The organism is Rhizobium sp. NPDC092011 (genome assembly GCF_044756305.1).
Taxonomy (GTDB): Bacteria; Pseudomonadota; Alphaproteobacteria; order Rhizobiales; family Rhizobiaceae; genus Rhizobium.
This window is the reverse complement of sequence record NZ_JBIVSO010000004.1, coordinates 303,382-328,338: the sequence shown is the minus strand read 5'-3', so window position 1 is coordinate 328,338 and position 24,957 is coordinate 303,382. Positions and strand designations below refer to the sequence as shown.

Genomic DNA, 24,957 nt, shown 5'->3' with positions numbered 1-24,957 from the left:
CGAGGTCACATCGGCGGCATAGTGCCGTTGAGACCGACAGCGACGCGGTCGGCTGATACGGTGCTATCGTCGGTGCGTTCTCCGCTGATGAAGACGCCCGCGCCCGGCTTCACATCGGCTTTCGTCGCCGATGCCAGCGTGACGACAGGCGTACCCTTGGGAATGTTGATCTTCCGCTCGCCGCCCTTATAGGTGAGTGTCAGCGTCGGGCCGTTGACCGAGGTGACGGCATTGGCGACCGTCGCATTGGTCATGGAGCCGTTCGGCGCGGAATCCCAGGGACGATCGCCTTCTCCGGTTCCCTTCATCGCGGCCGGGAAGATCACGACCTCGATGGCGCCATTGATGCCGCTATCGGTCGGTTGCGAGGCGATGCCGACGAAATCGCCCGGCTTGATGTCGGCCACGTCTGCCTTGACGACGCCGGTGGCGTTCCAGCCGGACTTCAGCGCCACCTTCACCTCGTTGCCATCCCGGGATTTGACCTTGAGCGTGTCGCCGTCAAGGCTTTCGACGGTGCCGCGCACCTTGACGCGTTCTGCGGCAGAAACGCTGTGAAGGGCGGCGAGCGTTGCGATGGTGAGCGTCAGCACGCCCGTAGTCAGACGTTTGCGATGCATGGGCATTGCCTCTCTTGAATTGTCGGTCGAGCAATGAATGGGCTTGGCGGCAGGATTTCCGGCCGCGGCCAGGCGAGCATAGCCGCCAGCAGCCGAAATCCTATTCGTCCCTTCTGCGGTTCGCCATTCAAACAAGCGTGAGGCGGCCTTTCCGGCTCCCAGGACAGTATAATCCTTTGAACTGGTGCGCCGTGCTTCCTTTGGGAAGCACAAAGGTCGCTCTATCTTTTTGAATATACGCATCAGGCTTTCCGAAAATCGATTCCGATTTTCGGGCCGATGCTGTAGCCGGATAATTTCCGGAACATAAAACATTACTTAATATTTCATGCTAGACTATGCGGGCTGTCTCGAATTCCCTATCGCGCCACGGCGCCGGGCTGGGGAGATTGGAGAACGAAATGACCGCGATTCGTCCACTGTTGATCGGGATTCTTTTGATTCTGGCACTGGTGCTGGTTGCGCTCAGCATTCTGCTTGTCGATCCCGCGCAGCCCTTTCGGCAATCGGAAAGCCTCATTCCCATGCACACCGAGCCGGCGCAGCAACGGCCGTAGCTGCAGCTGTCGGTCAGCTTGAAGGCGTAAAACGTGCCACCAGGCTGTGACGATCGCCAGGATATGTCAGCCGGACATGGGTGATCGGGCCGGTCGAACTCCAGGTGCGCCGCTCGACCACGAGGCAGGCCGTACCCTTGGCGACGTCGAGGCTCGCGGCGGCATCTCCCTCGGCCGCGATGGCGCGGATCTGATGTTCGGCCGTGCTCCAGGGCACCTGATTGAGCAGCCACGGGCCGGGCGGCAGGGTCGCGAAGTCGGCCTCGGCTGCGTCGGGCACGGCATCGAGATTGATGACGCGATCCTCCAGGCAGAAGGGTCGTGAGCCGGCATAGTGGATACAGCTGATTTCGAGCACATTGACGGGACCGGCAAATTGCAGCCGGCGGGAGTCTTCCGTTCGTCCTCGTCGCTCGGCGACTTTCACCAGCCTGTGTGAATAGGGCAGGTTGAGCGACTGGATTTCCGATTTGATGTCGTGGATCTCCAGCACGGCTGATTGGGCGTGCGGATGAGTGACGAAGCTGCCCGAGCGCTTGCGCCGCTCGATCAGCCCCGCACGGGCGAGCTGGGTCAGCGCCTTGTTCACCGTCATGCGCGAGCAATCATATTGCTCGGCCAGCACCATTTCGAACGGAATACGATGACCGGGAGGCCAAGCGCCGGAGACGATCTGGCTTTCGATATCGCTCAGGATCCGCTGATGTAGGGTCGCCTCTTTGCCTGTGGCCATGCCGCCCATCTTTTCCGTGTAAGACATCGGGTTTTCCGCGAGTTATTTAAGGGCCAATCGGCGGCAGGAAAAGCGGTTTCTTAACCGATCAGCTCGGCCATGGTCTGGCGGAAGCGCGCGGAAATCGCCTCTCTCTTGATATGCCGGCCGCCTTCGACCTGCTTCTTGCCCAAGGCCCATACGCTATCGACTTTAAAGCCGCCTGCAAATGTCCAATGGTCGAGAACGCGGTCGCCGGAGAGATAGGGCACGGCACTGGCGTCGAGGGAGACGATGTCGGCGTAATTGCCGACGGCGATTCCTGCCTGCGCTTTCAGTGCCGCGCCGCCACCGAGGAGGGCGCTGTCGAACAGCTTGCGGGCGGTCGAACCGCCTGTCATGGCGATGACGTTGCGGGCGCGCAATGCGAGGCGCTGCGAATATTCCAGCTGTCGCAGTTCTTCCGGAACGGAGATCATGATGTTGGAATCGGATCCGACGCCGTAGCGGCCGCCTTCATCAAGAAAGAGGGGCGCTGCGAAGACGCCATCGCCGAGATTGGCCTCGGTGATCGGGCAAAGGCCGGCAATCGCGCCGCTCTTTGCCATGCGCCGGGTTTCATCCTCGGTCATGTGCGTGGCATGGATCAGGCACCACCGCTCATTAACGGGCGCGTTGTCGAGCAACCATTGTACCGGGCGGGCGCCCGACCAGGCAATGCAGTCTTCCACTTCCTTCACCTGCTCGGCGACGTGGATATGGATCGGTCCATCGCCTGCTATGGGAATAAGCTTTGCCAGTTCCTCGGGCGTGACTGCGCGCAGGCTATGCGGCGCAATGCCGAGTTCGGCTCCGGGCAGACGGCTCGTCACCTTACGGCAGCCGGCCATCAATGCTTCGAAGCTTTCGAGCGAGTTGATGAAGCGGCGCTGGCCTTCAATGGGCGCTGCACCTCCGAAACCGGAATGGGCGTAGAAGACAGGGAGCAGTGTCAGCGCAATGCCGGTTTCGGTGCTGGCGGCGCCAATGCGCTCCGCCAGCTCGGCGATGTTGGCATAATGGCTGCCGTCCTTGTCGTGGTGCAGGTAGTGGAATTCGCCGACGCGAGAGAAGCCGGCTTCCAGCATCTCCATATAGAGCTGTGCCGCAACCGCCTCGACATGATCCGGCGTCATCGACAGCGCGAATTTATACATCACGGTGCGCCAGCTCCAGAAGCTGTCGTTCGCTGGACCGCGCACTTCGGCAAGGCCGGCCATGGCGCGCTGGAAGGCATGGCTGTGCAGGTTCGGCATCGCAGGTATCAGAATATCCTGTCTGTCGTCGCCGGCCTCTGGCGCGACGTCTGTCGCGACGTCGGTGATGCGACCGCCTTCGAGGGTAATCCGCACATTTTCGTGCCATCCGTCGCCAAGCAGTGCCGAGCGTGCATGAAGTATCGTCATGGTCTCACCCTTTCCTTTCGGACACAGAGTCCAAAATCCCTCTTGTCAGCCTTTTTAATATGTATATACATTATGAGCCAACGAGGAAAGGCGTAAAGCTTATGGGTGGGAACAATTTTTCCGCAGATGGCCCCAACGGTGGCAAGGAAAACGGCGCGGCAAGCCGCGTGTGGCGCAATGCCCGCCTTGCGACCTTGAAAGAGGGCGAGGCCCGGCTCGGCACGATCGAGAAGGGTGCGATCCTGACCAAGGGCGGCCGCATCGTCTTCGCTGGTCCGGAAGCGGATCTGTCCGACGTCGCCGGTGCAGAAAGCATCGATCTCGAAGGCCGCTGGGTGACCCCAGGTCTCGTCGATTGCCACACGCACATTGTCTATGGCGGCAATCGCGCCCGCGAATTCGAAATGCGGCTGGAAGGGGCGAGCTACGAAGAAGTCGCTCGCGCAGGTGGCGGTATCGTTTCTTCCGTCAATGCGACGCGTGCGCTTTCGGTGGATGAACTGGTTGCCGTTGCGTTGCCGCGCCTCGATACGCTGCTTTCCGAAGGCGTCACCACCATTGAGGTGAAGTCGGGCTATGGCCTGAATATCCCATCCGAATTGAAGATGCTGCAGGCGGCGCGCAAGCTGGAGACGGTGCGTCCCGTCCGGGTCGTCACGTCCTATCTCGGTGCCCATGCCACGCCGGCCGAATACAAGGGTCGAAACGGCGACTATATAAGCGATGTCGTACTGCCCGGCCTGAGCCAGGCGCACGCGGAAGGCCTCGTCGATGCCGTCGACGGCTTCTGCGAAGGGATTGCCTTCTCGACGGCCGAAATCGCCCGCGTCTTCGATCTTGCCAAGTCGCTCGGCATTCCCGTGAAACTGCATGCGGAACAGCTTTCCAATCTCGGCGGCGCCAAGCTTGCGGCCTCTTATGGCGCGCTGTCGGCCGATCATATCGAATATCTCGACGAGGATGGCGTCAAGGCGATGGCTGCGGCCGGGACCGTTGCGGTGCTGCTGCCGGGCGCTTTCTATGCTATCAACGAAAAGCAGAAGCCGCCGGTCAACGCGCTCCGCGAGGCGGGCGTTTCGATCGCCATCGCCACGGATTGCAATCCCGGCACCTCGCCGCTGACGTCGATGCTGCTGACCATGAATATGGCTGCCACCCTTTTCCGTCTGACGGTCGAGGAATGCATTGCCGGTGCAACGCGCGAAGGCGCGCGCGCCCTCGGGCTGCTCTCCGAAACCGGTACGCTGGAAGCCGGAAAGTCGGCCGATTTCGCCATCTGGGATGTCGAAAGCCTGGCGGAGCTTGTCTACCGCATCGGCTTCAATCCCCTTCATGCCCATGTTTTCAAGGGAAAAAGGTTCAACCGATGACTATCGTTCTCCATCCAGGCTCCGTTTCGCTACAGCAACTGGCGGCGATCTACTGGACCGGCGAGCCGGCCAGGCTCGATGCATCTTTCGATGCAGGCATTGCCAAGGCCGCAGCCCGCATCGCGGAAATTGCCGCAGGCAATGCGCCCGTCTATGGCATCAACACCGGCTTCGGCAAACTGGCGTCGATCAAGATCGACAGCGCTGACGTCGCCACGCTTCAGCGCAATCTCATTCTCTCGCATTGCTGTGGTATCGGCCAGCCGCTGCCTGAGAATGTCGTTCGTCTCATCATGTCGCTGAAGCTGGTTTCGCTCGGCCGCGGTGCCTCCGGCGTGCGGCTGGAACTGGTGCGGTTGATCGAAGCCATGCTTGAAAAGGGTGTTGTACCCCTCATTCCCGAAAAAGGCTCTGTCGGCGCATCGGGCGACCTTGCTCCGCTGGCGCACATGACCGCGGTGATGATGGGTCATGGCGAAGCCTTTTATGCCGGCGAGCAGCTTTCCGGCGCAGCTGCGCTCGAAAAGGCTGGCCTGAAGCCGGTCGTGCTCGCCGCCAAGGAAGGGCTGGCGCTCATCAATGGTACGCAGGTCTCGACCGGTCTTGCGCTTGCCGGCCTCTTCCGTGCCCATCGCGCCGCCCAGGCCGCCCTGATTACCGGCGCCATGTCGACGGACGCGGCCATGGGCTCTTCCGCTCCGTTCCATCCTGATATCCACACGCTGCGTGGCCATAAGGGCCAGATCGATACCGCTGCTGCCCTTCGCGGCCTGCTCGCCGGTTCCGTGATCCGCGAAAGCCATATTGAAGGCGACGAGCGTGTGCAGGATCCATATTGCATCCGCTGCCAGCCGCAGGTGGATGGCGCCTGCCTCGATCTGCTGCGGTCCGTCGGTCGCACGCTGGAAATCGAAGCCAACGCCGTTACCGACAATCCGCTCGTGCTGTCGGACAATTCCGTCGTTTCCGGCGGCAACTTCCATGCCGAGCCGGTTGCCTTTGCCGCCGACCAGATCGCCATTGCGGTTTGCGAAATCGGTGCGATCGCACAGCGCCGCATCGCGCTGCTGGTCGACCCGGCACTCAGCTACGGCCTCCCGGCCTTCCTGGCCAAGAAGCCGGGCCTGAACTCCGGCCTGATGATTGCCGAAGTGACCTCGGCGGCGCTGATGTCGGAAAACAAGCAGATGTCGCATCCGGCCTCCGTCGACTCGACCCCGACCTCGGCCAACCAGGAAGACCATGTCTCAATGGCCTGCCATGGTGCGCGCCGCTTGCTCGGCATGACCGAAAACCTCTTCGGCATCATCGGTATCGAGGCGCTGACGGCTGCCCAGGGTGTCGAGCTGCGCGCGCCTCTCGTCACCAGCCCGGAACTGACACTCGCGATATCGGCAATCCGCGCCGCCGTGCCGTCGCTGGAGGTGGACCGCTACATGGCAAACGACCTCAAGGCCGCCAGCGATCTGATCGCTTCCGGCGCGCTCAATGCCTCGATTTCAACCGACATCCTGCCTTCCTTGGAGATGTGATATGACCAATCCACGCCATAATATCCGCGAAATCCGCGCTCCTCGCGGCCCGGAACTCAATGCCAAGAGCTGGCTGACCGAAGCGCCGTTGCGCATGCTGATGAACAACCTCGATCCGGACGTTGCGGAAAACCCGAACGAACTGGTCGTGTACGGCGGCATCGGCCGCGCTGCCCGCACCTGGGACGATTTCGACCGCATCGCCGCGACGCTGAAGACGCTGAACGAAGACGAGACGCTGCTGGTGCAGTCCGGCAAGCCGGTCGCCGTGTTCCGCACCCACAAGGATGCGCCGCGCGTGCTGATCGCCAACTCCAACCTCGTGCCGCACTGGGCAACCTGGGACCACTTCAACGAGCTGGATAAGAAGGGTCTTGCCATGTACGGCCAGATGACGGCCGGCTCGTGGATCTATATCGGCACGCAGGGCATCGTGCAGGGCACCTATGAGACCTTCGTCGAAGCCGGGCGCCAGCATTACAATGGCAATCTCAAGGGCAAGTGGATCCTGACCGGCGGTCTCGGCGGCATGGGCGGCGCACAGCCGCTGGCGGCCGTCATGGCCGGCGCCTGCTGCCTCGCCGTCGAGAGCGACGAAACCCGCATCGATTTCCGCCTGCGCACCCGCTATGTCGACGAGAAGGCATCGAGCCTCGACGAAGCGCTCGCCCTGATCGACAAGTGGACGAAGGCCGGCGAAGCCAAGTCTGTCGGCCTGCTCGGCAATGCCGCCGAAATCTTCCCGGAATTGGTGAAGCGCATGAAGGCCGGCGGTCCGCGCCCGGATATCGTCACCGACCAGACCTCCGCGCACGATCCGCTGAACGGCTATCTGCCGGCCGGCTGGACGGTCGCCGAACACAGAGCCAAGCGCGAAAGCGATCCGAAGGCCGTCGAAGCTGCCGCCCGCGCCTCGATGAAGGTACATGTCGAAGCGATGGTGGACTTCTGGAATGCCGGCGTGCCGACGCTCGACTACGGCAACAACATCCGCCAGGTCGCCAAGGACGAAGGTTTTGAAAACGCCTTCGCTTTCCCGGGCTTCGTGCCGGCCTATATCCGTCCGCTGTTCTGCCGCGGTATCGGTCCGTTCCGCTGGGCTGCTCTCTCCGGCGATCCGGAAGATATCTACAAGACCGACGCCAAGGTGAAGGAACTCACCCCCGGCAATACCCACCTGCACAACTGGCTTGACATGGCGCGCGAGCGCATCGCCTTCCAGGGCCTGCCGGCGCGCATTTGCTGGGTCGGTCTCGGCGATCGTCACCGCCTCGGCCTCGCCTTCAACGAAATGGTCAGGAATGGCGAGCTGAAGGCTCCTGTCGTCATCGGCCGCGACCATCTCGACTCCGGCTCGGTCGCTTCGCCGAACCGCGAAACAGAAGCGATGAAGGACGGCTCCGATGCCGTTTCCGACTGGCCGCTGCTGAACGCACTGCTCAACACCGCCTCCGGAGCCACCTGGGTGTCGCTGCATCATGGCGGCGGCGTCGGTATGGGCTTCAGCCAGCATTCGGGCATGGTCATCTGCGCCGACGGCACGGATGATGCAGCCCGCCGTCTAGAGCGCGTTCTCTGGAACGACCCGGCAACCGGCGTCATGCGCCATGCCGATGCAGGCTACGACATCGCGCTCGATTGGGCCAAGCAGCAGGGTCTGCGCCTGCCGGCTATCCTGGGGAACTGAGATGAAGCTGCTACGCGCCAGTGATCACAAGCGCATGCCCTGGAAAAACGGCGGCGGGGAAACGGTGGAAATCGCCGTTTCGCCCGACGGCGCCGGGCTTGCCGACTTCGACTGGCGCGTCAGCATGGCGACGGTTGCTTCGGACGGACCGTTCTCGGTCTTTCCAGGCATCGATCGCACGCTATCCATTCTCGAGGGAGAGGGAATGACCCTCTTCATTGAGGGACGCGAGCCCGAGCGTCTGACGCAGGCAAGCGATCCGCTGCCCTTTGCGGCGGATGCGCCGACTTCCGCGACCTTGATCGACGGCACGATTACAGATCTCAATGTCATGACGCGGCGTGGCCGTCTCACGCATTCGGTGCGACGTGTTTCCGTCGATGGGACGATCAAATTTGCCCTTCGCAGCGGTGCGACCCTTATTCTTTGTCATCGTGGCCATGCCGAAGTCGCCACGCTTTCGCTTTCGGCATTGGATTGCCTGCTTCTGGAAGCGGGTGGGCAGGAAATAAACGTTTCCGGAAAAGCGGAGCTGTTTCAGATTGATATTCAAACCAATCGCCGTCGCTAGGCGAAGATAGCCAGCCGAAACGATAGGCTCGATGGAACGCCATCGCTATGTTGTAGATGTCTGAACAGCGTCGGTCGAACAGGTCTGCCTTGATCTGAACTTCAGTCTCTCGACCACCTGAGGCATTGGTGATGGTTCTTACTGCTGGCCCGGCGAGCGAGGCGTCATTTGCTATCAAGTGAAGCGTAAGGCACCCGGACACTTTGCCAGCCGATATACGATCGGCATTTGCGATATTAGTCCAGGGAATGACAGTCTCGGCGACGCGTGTATCTTGGATGCCATCCGGGCCAATAATGATGATCGGATCTTCGTAGTTTCGGCGAATGTAGATCGAAACACGCACTATCGCTGCCGCACAAAATAGAATGAGAATGACGGCATCATTGATGCGAAATCGCCAAATTAGCGGGTCGGAATTTTGATGACGGGTAACAACCAATAACCCAATAAAGAAGGCCATTATTGTCTAAATCAGTATGGTTGCACGAATCGCCGCAAATTTCGAATAGCGGATCTCGTGAATGCGATGAACGGCAACATCGTCATAGAGGAATTCATCGCTAGGCAAGGCAAATTGACCGCCAAGATTGAAACACGCCATTACTATTACCATCATGTAAAGTCAGAGTCTAAAGGCTTCGGACAAGCATATTCCGTCCTCGGGCTGGGTTGATCTTCTTGACACCCCAGCCTCTCCAGCGTTCCAATGGTCGGCCTTTGCAAGGATGCCTCTATGAGCGACGACCAGATCCCCGCCGATAGCAAGCTCACCACCTCCAAGCGCCGCTGGGCGGCGGAGGGCAAGTTTCTGACGGGGCGTATGAGCCGGCCGGAGACGGAGCGGTTGCCGCCGGGGCAGCATCTGGTGAAGAACTGGCCGGTGCTCGATCTTGGCGAGCGGCCGCAAATCTCGTTGTCCAGCTGGCGGCTCGATGTGTTCGGCTTCGTGGAAAAGCGGCTCAGCCTCGATTGGGCGGCTTTCCAGGCGATCGAGCAAAGCACTTATGTCAGCGACATTCATTGCGTGACGACCTGGTCACGCTACGACAATCGCTGGGAAGGGATTTCGACGCGCGATCTCCTAGATCTCGTCACGCCGACGGCCGAGGCGCAGCATGTGCTGCTGACGAGTTATGACGGCTACACCACCAACCTGCCGCTATCAGATTTCGCCGCCGAAGACGCCATCCTCGCAACCGCCTGGGAAGGACAACCGCTGACCCCAGAACATGGCGGACCGATGCGTCTCGTCGTGCCCCATCTCTATTTCTGGAAGAGTGCGAAGTGGCTAAACCGCATCGAACTGATCGGCGCCGACAGAGCCGGATTCTGGGAGAAAAACGGCTATCATATGTACGGCGATCCATGGCGGGAGCAGCGCTACTCGGACGATTGATGCTCGAGCGATGTCCGGCGTGCTGAGGATTCTGCCTGGGCGGATCCGGGTTTCTTATGTCACCATGTCAATATTTGATGATCTCCGCATGGGTTTGCGGCTTTGCAAGCCGCAACGATGGGCGTATTCATTGATCCCACGATTGCTGTCGGGAGAGCCCGGCCTCCCTAAACCTCGTCCTCCGAAATTTCATACCATGACCGTTGTCCGGACCACAGAACAGCCTTCCGAAGAAAGTTTCGGCCGGCAATCCCGCATCGTCGCCTTCGTCGTCGCCGTTTCCTTCTTCATGCAGATCCTGGACGGGACCATCGTCACGACGTCCCTGCCGCAGATGGCGAAAACCTTCGGCGTCGAGCCAGTGTCGATGAGCATCGGCATCACCGTCTATCTGCTCACCATGGCGGCTTTCGTGCCGCTGGCCGGCTGGGCGGGCGATCGATACGGCGCGCGGCGGGTGTTTCTGGCGTCAATCACCATCTTCACCGTGGCGTCGCTGTTTTGCGGTCTCTCGGGCAATCTCGCGGAATTCATTATTGCCCGCGCCGTCCAGGGGGTCGGCAGCGCGCTGATGACGCCCGTCGGCCGCATCATCGTGCTGAAGAGCGCGCGCAAATCCGATCTCGTCCATGCCATGTCGATGATCACCTGGCCGGCGTTGACGGCGCCCGTCATCGGCCCGGTGCTCGGCAGCTTCATCACCACTTATCTCAGCTGGCACTGGAACTTCCTGATCAATATCCCGATCGGCATTATCGGTCTCGGCCTCGTCCTCCGCTTCGTGCCGGATCAGCGTGAGGAGAAGGTCGCGCGGCTCGATTTCGTCGGCTTCCTGCAGTCGGCAGCCGGGCTGACATTCCTGCTCGCCGGTCTGGAGTTCGTGGTTCAGGGGACGACGGGATTGGCGCCCAGCATCGGGCTTATCGCTGTGGGCGTGGTTTTCTCCGTCATCGCTACCCGCCACTTCATGAAGGTCGATGCGCCCTTGCTCGATCTCTCGGCCTTCAAAGTGCAGACCTTCGCCATGTCGACGCTTTCGGCGGGTACGGCGAGCCGTGTGGCGATCAACGCCACGCCGTTCCTGATTCCGCTGCTTTTCCAGGTCGGCTTTGGACGCACGGCGATCGACGCCGGCACCTATCTGCTGTTCTATTTCGCCGGCAATCTCGGCATGAAGGCGATCACGACGCAGATGCTGCGGGCCTTCGGCTTCCGTAACGTGCTCGTGGTGAACGGCCTGATTTCGTCGGCCAGCATTGCCGGATGCGCGTTCCTGTCGCCGTCGACGCCCGATCTGCTGATCTATTGCCTGCTATTCATCGCCGGACTTTCCCGGTCGATGAACTTCACGGCGCTGAACACGCTCGGCTTTGCCGATATCCATGCAGCGCAACGCAGCTCTGCCTCGACATTGTCGAGCATGTTGCAGCAGGTTTCGTTGCTACTCGGCGTTGCGGTCGCCGCCGCCGTGCTCAATCTTTCGCGCACGATTCATGGTGGGGAAACGCTTTCGCTTGTCGATTTTCACTGGGCTTTCCTCGTCGTTGGTCTTATCGGTGCCGTCTCGGCATTGCGCTTCATCAGCCTGCCCCACGACGCCGGCGCCGAGGTGTCGCGGCACAGGGTAAAGTCGTCATCAAAACCTTAAAGCTCTTAACGATATTGACAGGCAAGCCGCTGTAAATTCACTTGTCAGTTCCCATATGTGTGGGGCCTCAACTCCTATAGGAGCCAGTCTTATGCTGCTCAAAACTCTCGCTATCTCCGCTCTCGTCATCGGCATGTCCAGCGCCGCTATGGCCGAGCAGGTGCACAAGCATCGTCCAAAGAACCTCAAGGTTGAGGCAATTCAGACCGATGTCGGCAATGTCGACCATTCGAAGGATGCGATCCTTCCGGACGGCCGTATCAACACCGACCCGTCCGTGACCGGCCCGATCCGCGCCGGCGACTCCATGTCCCGTCTGCAATGCGCTGCTGCTCCGAACGCAGTCGGCGTGCGCTCGACATTTGCGGCAGGCCCGTCGTCCCTTTGCCCGTAACGGTTTGTCGGATCGACCCGTTTCAAGCCAGCTCGATATCGGTGTGATCGAACCGGCCGCTTTTCGACAATAGCGGCTGGCGATAGTAACGAGCGCAGGCGTAAGTCATGCAATCGTCGAGGCTGAGGCGGGCCGGGTGGCCGCCTTGGCCATAACGCTCATACGTCTCCGCAGCGATAAAGGCGGCGCGGGGTGGCACGGCGAGCAGCTGAATGTTCATGAGCTGCAGGAAGGTGCGCACCGCTTCTCCTGCCTCGATTGGCGAAAGTGCCAGTATCGCCGAAATTCCGATTGCCGCATGCATAGCCTCCAGCGGCGATGTCATTCTTGCTGTCGCCAACTGCATGCGATTGGCGAAGCCGCGCGCATCCTCCTCATTGGTCATCATTGCCGACAGGACCGAAGCGTCGATAAACATCAGACGTTCCCCTCACGGCTCTCGGTTTCGGCCTTCACCGTCGCCTTCTGCTTGAGATTGCGGCAGAAGGCGACGGCGACATCGGCAAGTGCGGGCTTGGTCAGTTCTTCATCCAACGCCTTCTGCAAGGCGAGCCTCACGGCTTCGGTCTTAGTGGGGCTTTTCGTCAAGGCCTGGTAGCGCCGTGCGAGGCGATCGATGGCGTCGTCTTTGATGTAGAGAGGCATAGGATATCCATTTTCAAACTTACGATATCCTTAGGCCATGTTTTCCGGAACGGCAATCTGCCGCTGGGTCCTTACGGGTCTTGAGCTGTTGCCGAAAGGCTCCTCATTCCAGCCTTCACCCCTCCGACAGTTCCTCCAGGATCGGACAGTCGGGCCGCGCATTGCCGTGGCAGGCATGCACCAGATGTTCCAGCGTATGGCGCAGCTCCGTCAGCTCGCGGATCTTGCGGTCGATCTCGACAAGCTTCGTGCTCGCCATGTCCTTGACGTCTGCGCTGGCACGGCTTTTGTCTTCATAGAGCGCCAGCAGCTGCCGGCATTCCTCGACCGAGAATCCGAGGCTGCGCGAGCGGTGCAGGAAGCGCAGCTTGTGCACGTCGTCGGCGCCATAGTCGCGATAACCGTTGTCGCTACGATCGGGTCGTATGAGGCCGATATCCTCATAGTAGCGGATCGTCTTGGCCGGCAGGCCCGAGCGGCCGGATGCTTCACCAATGTTCATCTGCTTCTCCTTGAAACGGCTCGTCGATTGACGGGATCGACGAGCCCTTCTGCATGTCTTCATGTAACTCCGGGGAGTCGCTAGCCGATCCTCCCCGGATTGTTTACTTCGCCAGCCGCAGCCTGAGCGCATTGGCGATGACCGAGACCGAGGACAGGCTCATCGCGGCTGCAGCAATCATCGGCGACAGAAGCAGGCCGAAGATCGGATATAGCACGCCGGCTGCCAAGGGCACGCCAAGGGCGTTGTAGCCGAAGGCGAAGGCGAGGTTCTGCTTGATGTTGCGGATGGTTGCTTCCGACAGGCGGCGTGCCCGGACGATGCCGTTGAGGTCGCCCTTGACCAGGGTGATCCCAGCGCTTTCCATCGCAACGTCGGCGCCTGTGCCCATGGCAATGCCGACATCGGCGGAGGCGAGCGCCGGAGCGTCGTTGACGCCGTCCCCGGCCATGGCAACGATGTGGCCCTTGGCCCGCAATTCGTCGATGAGCGCCTTCTTGCCTTCCGGCAGCATGTCGGCACGCACTTCGTCAATCCCAAGCTGCCTTGCGACGGCGGCCGCAGTCTTGCCGTTGTCTCCGGTCGCCATGACGATCGTGAGGCCACTCTCGTGCAGTGCCTTGATCGCGGCTGCCGTGGTCGGCTTGATCCGATCCGCGACGGCGACAAGGCCAGCGAGCCTGTTGTCGATGGCAACGAACATCACGGTCTTGCCTTCGCCGCGCAGACGTTCGGTCTCAACCTTCAACGCCTCCGTGGAAATGCCGAGATCGGCCATCATCGCCGCATTGCCGAGTGCGATCGGCGTGTTGCCGGCGCTGCCTTTCACGCCCTTGCCCGTTATCGCCGAAAAGCCGGAGATGTCGACAAGACCTGCTCCGCGCTCCTCGGCACCGGCAACGATTGCCTCGGCGAGCGGATGTTCCGAGCCGCGTTCGAGGCTGGCGGCGAGCGACAGCAGTCGCCCTTGCTCCATACCGTTGACGGCGACGATATCGGTCAGGTTGGGCTTGCCTTCGGTGAGCGTGCCCGTCTTGTCGACGATCAGCGTGTCGACCTTGGCGAAGCGTTCCAGCGCCTCGGCGTCGCGCACCAACACGCCTTCCTGCGCGCCACGGCCAGTCGCGATCATGATGGACATGGGCGTCGCCAGGCCAAGCGCACAGGGGCAGGCGATGATCAGCACGGCGACGGCGGCGAGCAGCGCATGTGCAAGCCGTGGCTCCGGCCCGACGAAGGCCCAGACGGCAAAGGCGATGATTGCGGCCGCGACGACGGCAGGCACGAAAACGGCGGAGACGCGATCGACCATCGTCTGGATTGGCGCACGCGAACGCTGCGCCTTGGCGACGAGTTCCACGATGCGCGACAGCGTCGTTTCTGCGCCGACCTTTTCCGCCTGCATGATGAGCGCGCCGTTCTTGTTGATCGTGCCACCGGTCAAGGCGTCGCCCTTCACCTTTTCGACCGGCAGGGGCTCACCCGTGATCATCGATTCATCGATGGTGGATTGCCCCTCGATAACGGAACCGTCTACCGGGACACGCTCGCCGGGGCGCACGCGCAGCCGATCTCCGGCCTGGATCTCGTCCACGGGCACATCGGTTTCGCTACCATCAGTGCCGATGCGGCGCGCGGTTTTCGGCGCCAGATCGAGCAGGGCGCGAATGGCCGAGCCCGTGCGTTCCCGGGCCTTCAGCTCCAGAACCTGGCCGACGAAAACAAGGGCGATGATGACCGAAGCCGCCTCGAAATAGACCGGTACGCTTTCGCCATGCCCTCTAAAGCTCATCGGGAACAGGCCGGGCGCCAGCGTGGCAATGACGCTATAGAGATAGGCGGTGCCAACGCCGAGCCCGATCAGCGTCCACATGTTGGGGCTGCGATTGACGATCGAGTTCCAGGCGCGCCGGAAGAAGGGCAGCGCTGCCCAAAGCACGACGGGTGTCGCAAGAACAAGCTCGACCCAGGTGGCGAGGGGTTCGCCGATCCGGTCGCGCAAGGGCAGGCCGACCATCGGGCCCATGCTGATGACAAGCAAGGGCAGCGACAAAGCGGCACTGATCCAGAGCCGGCGCGTGAAGTCGACCAGTTCCGGGTTCGGCCCTTCGTCGGCGGCGGGCACGCCCATGGGCTCCAGCGCCATGCCGCATTTCGGGCAATCGCCCGGATGGTCGCTGACCACCTCGGGATGCATCGGGCATGTATAGAGCGTGCCCTTCGGCACCGGCTTCGGTGCGGGCCTGTTGCCGTTCAGATAGGCCGTCGGGTCAGCTTCGAACTTGGTCTTGCAACCGGCGGAGCAGAAGTAGAATTTCTCGCCTTCGTGCTTTGCAAGATGGCGTGCGGTGGCGCGATCGACCGTCATGCCGCAGGTCGGGTCTTTGGCGGTCAGATAGTTCTCGGGCGTCGCCTCGAACTTCGTGCGGCAACCATTGCTGCAGAAGTGAAATGTGCGACCCTGATAATCCACCGACGGCTTGCCCGCATTCGGATCGACCGTCATGCCGCATACGGGATCGCGCGTTATGGCCTCCTGCTGCTGGCCGCCGTGGTCGTGATTGTCGTGATGACCATGGCCGTGATGGCTGTGATCGTGTTCGTCGTGCAATGCCATATCAAACTCCATTGCCCCGAAGGGAGCGTTGGATAGGGTTATGAACCTTCCTGTCACTGGAAGGTCAAGGCCAAAAATAGGAATTATCGTCCACAGTTCACAGAGGCTCCTTTCTATCTTGCAGCATGCGGCAATGATAGGTTCCGTAAGACCGATTCAATGATGCGATTCCAATGCGATACGATCTGACCGCGCTTCCTTTGCCAACGCTTCTGCCTGCTATCGTCAAGGCGGAAGACATGCTGGCGCGATTGGACGAGCGCGTTTTGCGGCATGTCGTGGGGGAAGGCTTTCGCGAGCGCGGGCACTTTTTCGATGCCGCAGGCGCGCTTTGGGTCGGCGGCGAGCTGGTGCATGTCGAGGATCTGGTGTTGCACGATGCGCGCATGGATGCGCGTGCGCCGACGCATGAGTTGACCATCGCCCACGCGGTGCTGCGGGTTCGGCGGCGCCTCTGGAATGCCGACCCTTCCTGGGGGCTGGATGCGGCAGGCCTTGCCGCCTTGCGCGGCGATGTGGGAGACGTCGAGGAGGCCGTCGCGCGGCGTCCGTTCTCGCCGGAGATTGCGGAGCCGGACAGCCAGGAAGAGGATGAGGAGAACGATTTCGGCGTCGATTTCGCCGAGATCGACGCCATTCTCGCCCGATCGGAAAAGATCCTGAGCGGCGGCGCTCCCGAGGCGAGACCGGAGACGATCGACGATCCGTTCGCCCTCGTGCATGATGAGGATTGGGACGAGGATGAGCGCCTGGAAAACTGGCGTAGCGTCATCCGCGAGGCTGATCTTCTGCCCCCCGTTCTCGGCGCGGCCGTGCTTTTCGACGCCTGGGAGCGGATCGAGCCGCTGCGGCGGCAGCATTGGCTCGGCGGTTTGCTGGTCAGCGCCTATTTGCGCAGTCGCGGCAAGGTCACCTCGCATCTTTTCTGCCTGAACGTCGGCCTGAAGGCGGTGCGACATGATCGCCGGCGTGCATCGGATCGCATCACGCGCCTGACGGCATTTCTCGAAGCCATGGTGCATGCAGCGGATTCGGGCCTCAAGGAGCTCGACCGCCTTTCGCTTGCCAAGCTGCAGATGGAACTGCGCCTCAAGGACCGGCGATCGAACAGCAGCCTGCCAGAGGTGATCGATATCGTGCTGTCGCGGCCGATCGTTTCGGCAAAGATGATCGCCCGGCATGTCGGTGTGACACCCAGAGGCGCGCTCAATCTGGTCAACGAGCTTGGCCTGCGCGAGATGACGGGTCGCGGACGTTATCGCGGTTGGGGTGTGCTCTGACGCCCAACGGCAACAGCAACTTGCGTCGGCAGCGAGCGTTTGCGGCCACAACCCTGATTTTATGTAATGTGACAATTTATTTCGCTAAGTCGCCGCAAAAATGGACAAAATTTAATGGCTATACCAAATTCCTAAGCGACACGATGCAAGCTAGAGTCGCGCCATAGGATAACGGCCGATCGTTGATCGCCGAAGGCTTTGAAGGAAGGTAGACTGATGCCTCGTGCATTTCGGGTCGTAATGTCTTTGGCGGTAATTGGCGCGGTGGGATATGGCGCCTATGCGACCCGTGATCTCTGGCTTGCCAGCGCCGAACGGATGCTGGGTTATCAGAGCGCCTCGGCACCTGCCCAGCAGGCCCAGGGCGAGCGCCGCAGCGGCCAGGGACAAGGCAGTGGCGGCGGCAGGCGACGCGGTGCGGGCCAGTTCAGCGGTCCGGTTCCCGTGCTGGCCGCCAATGCGACGACGGCCGACGTTCCCGTCTACATCAATGGCGTCGGCTCGGTGAAGGCGCTGAATACGGTGACGGTACGAGCGCAGGTCAGCGGACGAATCGTGGAAATCGATTTCGTCGAGGGCCAGGATATCAAGAAGGGCGACGTCATCGCCCGCATCGACGATTCCGTCTACAAGGCGCAGCTCGATCAGGCGGTTGCCAAAAAAGCGCAGGATGAAGCGCTCCTGGCCGGCGCCCAGCGCGATCTTGCACGCTACCAGCTGATGGTGAAGAGCGCTTCGGGCACGCAGCAGCAGGTCGATACGCAGCTATCGCTGGTGGCGCAATATACGGCCCAGGTCCAGGCCGACGGCGCGGCGATCGAAAGCGCGCAGGCCACGCTCGACTATACGACCGTCAAGGCTGCCATCGACGGGCGAACCGGCATCCGCAACGTCGATGTCGGCAACCTCGTCAGCTCGTCCGATGCGACCGGTATCGTGACCCTGTCGCAGATCAAACCGATTTCCTTGCTGTTTTCCATTCCGCAGCAGCAGCTCGCGCGTGTCAACGCCGCAAGCGCTGCCGGAACGCTTGCCGTTCAGGCAATGGACAATGATGGCCAGACTGTTGTCGACAACGGCAAGCTGGCCGTCGTCGACAACCAGGTCGACCCGACGACGGGCACAGTCAAGCTGAAGGCGAATTTTCCGAACGAGAAGCTGGCGCTTTGGCCCGGCGCTTTCGTCAATGCCCGCCTGCTCGTAGAGACGCTGAAGGGCGTGACAGTCATTCCAAGCGCTGCCGTCCAGCGCGGGCCGAACGGCACTTTCGTCTATATCATCAGTCCCGAACAGACCGTGGCCATGAAGTCCGTCAAGGTGCGGCAGCAGGACGATACGCTTGCCGTTATCGCCGATGGCGTTTCCGCGGGTGACAAGGTGGTGACCACCGGCTTCGCGCGGCTTCAGGACGGAGCGAAAATCCAGATCTCGGCAAGCCCGGATCAGGCGACGCCGAATGCGCCGGCAGCGACTGAGCAGGGGCAGCCCGTCGCGGAGAATGATGCGCAGGGCAGTCAGGGCAATGGTGCCAATGCCGGTGGCGGCGGGCAGCAGCATCATCGTCACAACGGCCAGGGCGGCAAGAATGGCCACGGTGGCAAAAACGGTAACGGCGCCAATGCCGGCCAGGATGGCCAAAACGACAACGCCCAGCCTGCTACCGGCGCCGGCCAGGGTGCAGACACCAGCGCCAGCACCGCGCCCGGCAATTCCGCCGCAACGCCGACACAGCAACAATGAACGTCTCGTCGCTCTTCATCTCCCGGCCCATCGCCACCTCGCTTCTCGGGGTCGCGGTTCTTCTGGGTGGCATTCTCGGTTTTCTGTTCCTGCCGGTCGCGCCGCTGCCGCAGGTGGATTTTCCGACGATCCAGGTGACGACGCAGCTTCCGGGAGCTGATCCCGATACGATGGCCGCCTTGGTGACGGCGCCTCTCGAGCGTCCGCTCGGGCAGATTCCGTCGCTGGCCTCCATGACCTCTTCCAGCGCCTTCGGCATCAGCCAGATCACCCTTCAGTTCGACCTCGGCCGCGACATCGACGGTGCAGCGCAGGACGTGCAGGCGGCAATCAACGCCGCCGGCTCGACCCTGCCGCGCACGCTTCCCTATCCGCCGACCTATTCAAAGGTGAATCCGGCCGACACGCCGATCGTAACGCTGGCCCTGCATTCTGACAGTTACTCGATCCGCGAACTCAGCGACTTTGCCGACACGATGATGGCGCAGCGGCTGAGCGAGGTTTCCGGCGTCGGCAATGTCAGCATTCAGGGCGGCGTCAAGCCGGCGATTCGCATTCAGGTCGATCTGCCGCGTCTTGCCTCCTATGGTCTGGCACTGGAGGATATTCGCTCGGCCATCACCAATGCCAGCGTCGCCGGTGCCAAGGGTGCGCTTGACGGCACGCAGCAGAGTTTCACGCTCGCTGCAAATGACCAGATCGTCGACCCGAACGTCTACAAGTCGGTCATCATCGCTTATCGCAACAGCGCTCCGGTGCAGCTGAAGGATGTCGCTAATGTTGTCGAGGGGCTTGAGAACAATCGCGTCGGCGCCTGGTATCAGGGAAAGCCCGCGGTCATTCTCGACATCATGCGGCAGCCGGGGGCCAACGTCATTCAGACGGTCGAGAACGTCCTGAAGCAGCTTCCAAAGCTGAAGCAGGCCATGCCGGCCGGCGTTTCCCTCGATATCGTCAACGACCGTACCGAAACCATCCGGGCCTCGATCCATGACGTGCAATGGACGCTGGTCATCAGTATCGGCCTCGTCATCCTCGTGGTGCTGCTCTTCCTGCGGACGATGACGGCGACCTTCATTGCCGGCGTCGCTCTGCCGTTGTCGCTGATTGCGACCTTCGGCGTCATGTGGTTCGCCGGTTTCAGCCTCGACAATCTCTCGCTGATGGCGCTGACCATCGGGACGGGCTTCGTCGTCGACGACGCCATCGTCATGATCGAGAACATCGCCCGCCACATCGAAGAGGGCGAGAACCCGATGCAGGCGGCCTTGAAGGGTGCAGGCGAGATCGGGTTCACGATCATTTCGTTGACCGTCTCGCTGGTCGCGGTGTTCATTCCGCTGCTGTTCATGACCGGCATCGTTGGCCGCATGTTCCGCGAATTCGCGCTGACGCTGACCATCGCCGTGGTCGTATCGGCCGTCGTGTCGCTGACCCTGACGCCAATGATGTGCGCCCGCATCCTGCGCAAGCCTAAGGATCGCCAGGGCGGCCTGCTGGCTGGCGCCGACCGCTTTACGGACTGGATGATCGAAGGCTATCAACGCAGTCTCGTCTGGGCCGTGGATCGCAGCGCGCTCATGCTGCTGATTACGGTCGTGACGCTGGCTGCGACGATCGCGCTCTACGTCGCCATTCCAAAGGGTTTCCTGCCCGCGCAGGATACCGGCCTCATCACCGCCGTCATCGAGGCGGAGCCGACGACTTCCTTCGAGACCATGAAGCAGATCCAGGCATCGGTGACCGACCGGCTGCGCAAGGACCCGGACGTGACCGGCGTGGTGGCCGTCATCGGCGCCAGCGCCAGCAACCTGACGCTCAATACGGGCAATCTCAGCCTGGTGCTGAAGCCGCGCAGCGAGCGTAACGTCTCCGCCGATCAGATCATCGAACGGATGCGCGACGAGGTCGCCGGCATGCCGGGCATCCACGTGACCTTCCAGAGCGTGCGCGACATTTCGATCAGCACGCGGGCCAGCCGCGCGCCCTATCAATATACGTTGACAGGCACGGACACGAATACGGTGGTTGACTGGTCGCAGAAGCTTGCCAAGCGGCTGCAGGAAAGCCCGAAGCTCATGGATGTCGCTTCCGAGGTCGAGATGGGCGGCGGCCGCATCTTCGTCGATGTCGATCGCGAGACGGCCTCGCGGCTCGGCGTATCGATGCAGGCCGTGAACGATACGCTGAACGATGCGTTCGGTCAGCGCCAGATCGCCACCATCTACGGACAGGCCAACCAGTATCGCGTCATCCTGGAGGCGGCGCCGCAATATCAATCGGATCCTAAGTCGCTCGACAAGCTCTATGTCGCCGGCGCCAGCGACACGCAGGTGCCGCTCAACGCTTTCACGTCGGCAACCTTCACGACCGCGCCACTGGTCATCAGTCATGACGAGCAGTTCCCGGCCGTGACGATCAGCTTCGATCTCGCCAAGGGCGCTTCCCTGAGCGATGCGGTGGCCGAGATCAAAGCGGCGGAGCAGGACGTCGGCGTGCCCGACAACATTCAGCGCAAATACTCGGGCGATGCGGAAGAGTTTGCCTCCTCGCTCGCCGGGGAGCCCTGGCTGATCCTTGCTGCCGTGGTGACGATCTACATCGTGCTCGGCCTGCTCTACGAAAGCGCCGTCCATCCGGTGACGATCCTGTCGACGCTGCCTTCGGCCGGCGTCGGGGCGTTGCTGGCGTTGATGCTGTTCGGGCAGGATCTGTCCATCATCGCCTTGATCGGCATCGTGCTCCTGATGGGTATCGTCAAGAAGAACGCCATCATGATGATCGACTTCGCGCTTGAGGCCGAGCGCAAGGAAGGCCTGGAGCCGCGCGAAGCCATCCTGAAAGCCTCGATCCTGCGTTTCCGGCCGATCATGATGACGACGCTGGCGGCCCTCTTCGGCGCCCTGCCGCTTGCGCTGGCGCAGGGCACGGGCGCGGAGCTGCGTATTCCGCTCGGCATTACCATCATCGGCGGCCTGGTGCTGTCGCAGCTCCTGACGCTCTACACGACGCCGGTGATCTATCTGGCCTTCGAGCGCCTGCGCGCCCGCGTCGTCGGCCGCACGAGCGGAATGCCCAGCCCCGAGATGAATGAAATGGCGGGTGGCGAGACATGAATATCTCCGAGCCGTTCGTCAAACGCCCGGTCGGGACGACGCTTCTGGCGATCGGATTGATGATCCTCGGCTTCGTCGCTTATCGCTTCCTGCCGGTCGCGAGCCTGCCGACCGTCGACCTGCCGACGATCGTCGTTTCCGCCAGCCGCCCCGGCGCCGATCCGGCCAGCATGGCGGCGAGCGTCGCGGCGCCGCTGGAGCGGCATCTCGGAACTATTGCCGGCGTCACTCAGCTGACCTCCGTCAGCTCGCTCGGCTCAAGCACCATTATCGTGCAATTCGATCTTTCGCGCAGCGTCGATGGCGCGGCCCAGGATGTGCAAGCAGCGCTGAACGCTGCGGCGACGGACCTGCCGGGCGATCTGCCGACATTGCCGGCTTTCCGCAAGATCAACCCCGCCGCTGCACCCGTGCTGATCCTGGCCCTGACATCGGACAATGTGGCACCGAGCGCCATCTATGACGCAGCCGATACGGTGGTCGTTCAGCGTATCTCGCAGGTGGATGGCGTTGGAGGCGTAACGGTCAGCGGCGCCGATCAGCCAGCGGTTCGCGTCAGGCTCAACCCGGACCGTCTCTCGGCCATGGGGCTGTCGCTCGATGCCGTCCGAACGGCGATCGTCAACGCCAGCGTGCTTGGTCCCGTCGGTTCGCTGGACGGCAGCGGAGGGGCCTTCTCCATTGCCGTGAACGGGCAATTGCGGACGCCGGAAGCTTACGGCAGGATTGTCATACAGAGCGGTGACGGTACGGCTGTCCGGCTCTCCGATATTGCGACAGTCGAGCCGGGTGTGCGCAACAGCCGCTCCGATGCCTGGTTCGACGGCAAACCGGCCGTGCTGCTCAACATCACCAAGGAGGCGGATGCGAACGTCATTGCGACGGTCGATGGCGTCAAGCAGCTGATCCCGGAACTGCAGCGGCTCATCCCCGCCGGCGTCAAGATCGATGTGCTGTCCGACCGGACCACGACGATCCACGCCAGCGTCAACGACATGCAGTGGACGCTGCTTGCCACGATTTGTCTGGTCATGGCTGTGGTCTTCGTTTTCCTGCGGCGTGCGACCCCGACCTTTGCCGCCGGCGTTACCGTGCCGTTGTCGTTGGCCGGAACGCTCGCCGCGATGTGGCTCTTCGGATTGTCCATCGACAATCTCTCTCTCATGGCGCTCGCCGTCTCGGTGGGCTTTGTCGTCGACGATGCCATCGTCATGATCGAGAACATCTATGCCAATCTGGAAACCGGTATGAAGCCGATGAAGGCGGCGCTCGAAGGTGCCAAGCAGATCGGCTTCACGGTCGTTTCCATCAGCCTGTCCTTGCTCGCCGCCTTCATTCCGCTGTTCTTCATGGGCGGCATTGTCGGCCGGTTCTTTCAGACGTTTTCGCTGACGCTCGGATTTACCATCGTCGTGTCGACGCTGGTGTCGCTCACGCTCACGCCGATGATCTGCGGTCATCGGCTCCGTCCGCACGATATCGATGCCAAGCCCGGCCGGTTTGGCCGCATCGTCGAGGGCACGCTTAATGCAATGATCGATTTTTACGGCCGGACCTTGAAAGCGATGCTGCATCATCGCTTTCTGTCGGTGCTCGTTATCATCGCCTGCGTCGTCATGTCGGCCTATCTCTACGTCAAGGTGCCGAAGGGCTTCATTCCGCAAGACGATACCGGCTTCATCCAGGGCGGAACGCAGGCTGCGACCGATATCTCCTATCCGGCCATGGTCAAGTTGCAGCAGCAGGCGGCTGACATCGTCGCTCAGGATCCGGCTGTGTCCGGCCTTGGCTCCTCGGTGGGCGGCGGCGGCTTTTCCAGCTCCGTCAACCGCGGACAGCTCTACATCTCGCTCAAGCCGGAATCGGAACGGGCGCCGACTGCCGAGATCATCGACAGGCTCCGCAAGCAGCTCATGGCTGTCCCGGGGGTCAGCACATTTCTGTTCTCGCCGGGCGACATTCGCGCCGGCGCGCGCCAGTCGCAATCGCAGTATCAGTTCACGGTCTGGGGCGCGAACTACGACGAGCTGGTGGAATGGGCGCCGAAGGTGATGGAGCGGTTACAGGCCGTTCCGGGCCTGACCGATGTTGCAACCGACAGGCAGCCCAACGGCTTGCAAGCGACTGTAAATATTGACCGAAGCCTGGCCTCGCAACTCGGCGTCAGCATCCAATCCATCGACGCCGCGCTGAACAACGCCTTCGCGCAGCGTCAGGTCTCGACGATCTACACCCAGCGCAATCAGTATCGGGTCGTGCTGGAAGCGGATCCGAACTATGCGCTCGACCCGCACGACATCTCCAAGCTCTACGTGCCGGCCTCAGGCGGCAGGCAGGTGCCGCTCAGCGCCGTCGCCTCCATCGACCGGACGCTCGCGCCGTTGGTGGTCAATCACCAGGGGCAATATCCGTCCGTCACCATCTCCTACAATCTGGCGCTCAACACACCGCTGCAAGTGGCCAACGACGCCATCCAGAAGGCGGTGCTCGACATGCATCTGCCGGATACGCTGCATGCGGATTTCGCCGGCGATGCGGCGAGCGTCACGCAGTCATCGGGCAGTCAGCCGCTGCTGCTTCTGGCCGCGTTGCTGACGGTCTACATCGTTCTCGGCATTCTCTACGAGAGCCTGGCGCATCCGCTGACGATCATCTCGACGCTGCCATCAGCCGGCCTCGGCGCGCTGCTGGCGCTTGTCATCAGCGGCACCGAGCTGACGATTATCGCCTTCATCGGCATCATCCTGTTGATCGGCATCGTCAAGAAGAACGGCATCATGATGGTGGACTTCGCCTTGCAGGGCGAGCGTACGCTCGGCTTGCCGCCCGAGGAAGCGATCTATCAGGCTTGTCTCAAGCGTTTCCGCCCGATCCTGATGACGACGCTGGCGGCACTGATGGGCGCCATCCCGCTGATCGTTGCGACCGGTCCCGGCTCCGAATTGCGCCGTCCGCTCGGTATCACCATCGTTGGCGGCCTGGTCGTCTCGCAGATACTGACGCTTTATACCACGCCGATCATCTATCTGATGCTCGCCAAGCTTCATGCAAAATGGTCACCGAAGCCGCAGCAGCCTGCAGCGCCTGCCGCTTCACCATCCAGCTAAAGCGTTCGCCTTTTC

Annotated in this window: 19 protein-coding genes; 12 read left to right on the top strand and 7 right to left on the bottom strand. The window is 61.8% G+C overall.

Annotated elements, in window-relative coordinates:
• Window positions 1-5: 5 nt before the first annotated feature.
• Window positions 6-620 (bottom strand): hypothetical protein, encoded by a 615-nt coding sequence (locus ACIQJ2_RS19875; RefSeq protein ID WP_400674492.1) that lies wholly within the window; start codon window positions 618-620, stop codon window positions 6-8.
• A 401-nt stretch (window positions 621-1,021) separates the two neighbouring features.
• Here ACIQJ2_RS19875 and ACIQJ2_RS19870 point away from each other — a divergent pair, with 401 nt between their 5' ends.
• Window positions 1,022-1,177, top strand: a complete 156-nt coding sequence (locus ACIQJ2_RS19870) for a hypothetical protein (protein WP_199151418.1) — start codon at window positions 1,022-1,024, stop codon at window positions 1,175-1,177.
• Between the two features lie 13 nt (window positions 1,178-1,190).
• Here ACIQJ2_RS19870 and hutC read toward each other — a convergent pair whose 3' ends face one another.
• Both hutC and ACIQJ2_RS19860 read right to left on the bottom strand, forming a co-directional pair.
• A complete protein-coding gene (gene hutC, locus ACIQJ2_RS19865) occupies window positions 1,191-1,910 on the bottom strand; it encodes a histidine utilization repressor (RefSeq protein ID WP_199151422.1) in 720 nt (239 codons plus the stop codon).
• 80 nt (window positions 1,911-1,990) lie between these two features.
• Window positions 1,991-3,334 (bottom strand): formimidoylglutamate deiminase, encoded by a 1,344-nt coding sequence (locus tag ACIQJ2_RS19860; RefSeq protein ID WP_400674493.1) that lies wholly within the window; start codon window positions 3,332-3,334, stop codon window positions 1,991-1,993.
• Window positions 3,335-3,435: 101 nt separating this feature from the next.
• Between ACIQJ2_RS19860 and hutI the strand changes: the two genes are divergently transcribed.
• The 7 genes from hutI to ACIQJ2_RS19825 all read left to right on the top strand — a co-directional run bounded on the left by hutI (window position 3,436) and on the right by ACIQJ2_RS19825 (window position 11,935).
• Window positions 3,436-4,704 carry an imidazolonepropionase gene (gene hutI / locus ACIQJ2_RS19855; RefSeq protein ID WP_400674495.1) on the top strand — a complete coding sequence of 423 codons (1,269 nt, stop codon included), beginning with the start codon at window positions 3,436-3,438 and terminating at the stop codon, window positions 4,702-4,704.
• Complete coding sequence (gene hutH, locus ACIQJ2_RS19850; RefSeq protein ID WP_199150845.1) at window positions 4,701-6,236, top strand: histidine ammonia-lyase; 1,536 nt, start codon at window positions 4,701-4,703, stop codon at window positions 6,234-6,236. The genes hutI and hutH overlap by 4 nt, the downstream gene beginning before the upstream one ends.
• A gap of 1 nt (window position 6,237) precedes the next feature.
• Window positions 6,238-7,923, top strand: a complete 1,686-nt coding sequence (gene hutU, locus ACIQJ2_RS19845) for a urocanate hydratase (protein ID WP_199150846.1) — start codon at window positions 6,238-6,240, stop codon at window positions 7,921-7,923.
• Window position 7,924: 1 nt separating this feature from the next.
• On the top strand, window positions 7,925-8,494 hold the full coding sequence (locus tag ACIQJ2_RS19840; RefSeq protein WP_400674499.1) for a HutD family protein: 570 nt from the start codon (window positions 7,925-7,927) through the stop codon (window positions 8,492-8,494).
• A gap of 736 nt (window positions 8,495-9,230) precedes the next feature.
• Window positions 9,231-9,893, top strand: a complete 663-nt coding sequence (locus ACIQJ2_RS19835; protein ID WP_400674501.1) for a sulfite oxidase-like oxidoreductase — start codon at window positions 9,231-9,233, stop codon at window positions 9,891-9,893.
• 196 nt (window positions 9,894-10,089) lie between these two features.
• Window positions 10,090-11,541, top strand: coding sequence for an MFS transporter (locus ACIQJ2_RS19830; protein ID WP_400674503.1), 1,452 nt, complete (start codon window positions 10,090-10,092; stop codon window positions 11,539-11,541).
• Between the two features lie 91 nt (window positions 11,542-11,632).
• Window positions 11,633-11,935, top strand: coding sequence for a hypothetical protein (locus ACIQJ2_RS19825; RefSeq protein ID WP_400674504.1), 303 nt, complete (start codon window positions 11,633-11,635; stop codon window positions 11,933-11,935).
• A 22-nt stretch (window positions 11,936-11,957) separates the two neighbouring features.
• Here the strand turns inward: ACIQJ2_RS19825 and ACIQJ2_RS19820 are convergent, their stop codons facing one another.
• From ACIQJ2_RS19820 to ACIQJ2_RS19805, 4 genes are all read right to left on the bottom strand, one after another.
• The gene (locus ACIQJ2_RS19820; RefSeq protein ID WP_199150852.1) at window positions 11,958-12,353 is read right to left on the bottom strand and encodes a type II toxin-antitoxin system VapC family toxin; all 396 of its coding nucleotides are present in this window, start codon (window positions 12,351-12,353) and stop codon (window positions 11,958-11,960) included.
• Window positions 12,353-12,580 (bottom strand): type II toxin-antitoxin system VapB family antitoxin, encoded by a 228-nt coding sequence (locus ACIQJ2_RS19815; RefSeq protein WP_400674506.1) that lies wholly within the window; start codon window positions 12,578-12,580, stop codon window positions 12,353-12,355. The genes ACIQJ2_RS19820 and ACIQJ2_RS19815 overlap by 1 nt, the downstream gene beginning before the upstream one ends.
• A gap of 115 nt (window positions 12,581-12,695) precedes the next feature.
• Entirely contained in the window at window positions 12,696-13,082 is a 387-nt protein-coding gene (gene cueR / locus ACIQJ2_RS19810) for a Cu(I)-responsive transcriptional regulator (protein ID WP_199150854.1), read from the bottom strand.
• Window positions 13,083-13,185: 103 nt separating this feature from the next.
• Window positions 13,186-15,699, bottom strand: a complete 2,514-nt coding sequence (locus ACIQJ2_RS19805; RefSeq protein ID WP_400674508.1) for a heavy metal translocating P-type ATPase — start codon at window positions 15,697-15,699, stop codon at window positions 13,186-13,188.
• A 173-nt stretch (window positions 15,700-15,872) separates the two neighbouring features.
• On the opposite strand from ACIQJ2_RS19805, the gene ACIQJ2_RS19800 reads away from it, so the two are divergent.
• From ACIQJ2_RS19800 to ACIQJ2_RS19785, 4 genes are all read left to right on the top strand, one after another.
• The gene (locus ACIQJ2_RS19800; protein ID WP_400674510.1) at window positions 15,873-16,979 is read left to right on the top strand and encodes an RHE_PE00001 family protein; all 1,107 of its coding nucleotides are present in this window, start codon (window positions 15,873-15,875) and stop codon (window positions 16,977-16,979) included.
• A 216-nt stretch (window positions 16,980-17,195) separates the two neighbouring features.
• Window positions 17,196-18,719, top strand: a complete 1,524-nt coding sequence (locus ACIQJ2_RS19795; RefSeq protein ID WP_400674513.1) for an efflux RND transporter periplasmic adaptor subunit — start codon at window positions 17,196-17,198, stop codon at window positions 18,717-18,719.
• Entirely contained in the window at window positions 18,716-21,835 is a 3,120-nt protein-coding gene (locus tag ACIQJ2_RS19790) for an efflux RND transporter permease subunit (protein WP_400674516.1), read from the top strand. The genes ACIQJ2_RS19795 and ACIQJ2_RS19790 overlap by 4 nt, the downstream gene beginning before the upstream one ends.
• The gene (locus ACIQJ2_RS19785) at window positions 21,832-24,942 is read left to right on the top strand and encodes an efflux RND transporter permease subunit (protein WP_199146291.1); all 3,111 of its coding nucleotides are present in this window, start codon (window positions 21,832-21,834) and stop codon (window positions 24,940-24,942) included. Before ACIQJ2_RS19790 ends, ACIQJ2_RS19785 begins: the two co-directional genes overlap by 4 nt.
• The last annotated feature ends 15 nt before the right edge of the window (window positions 24,943-24,957 follow it).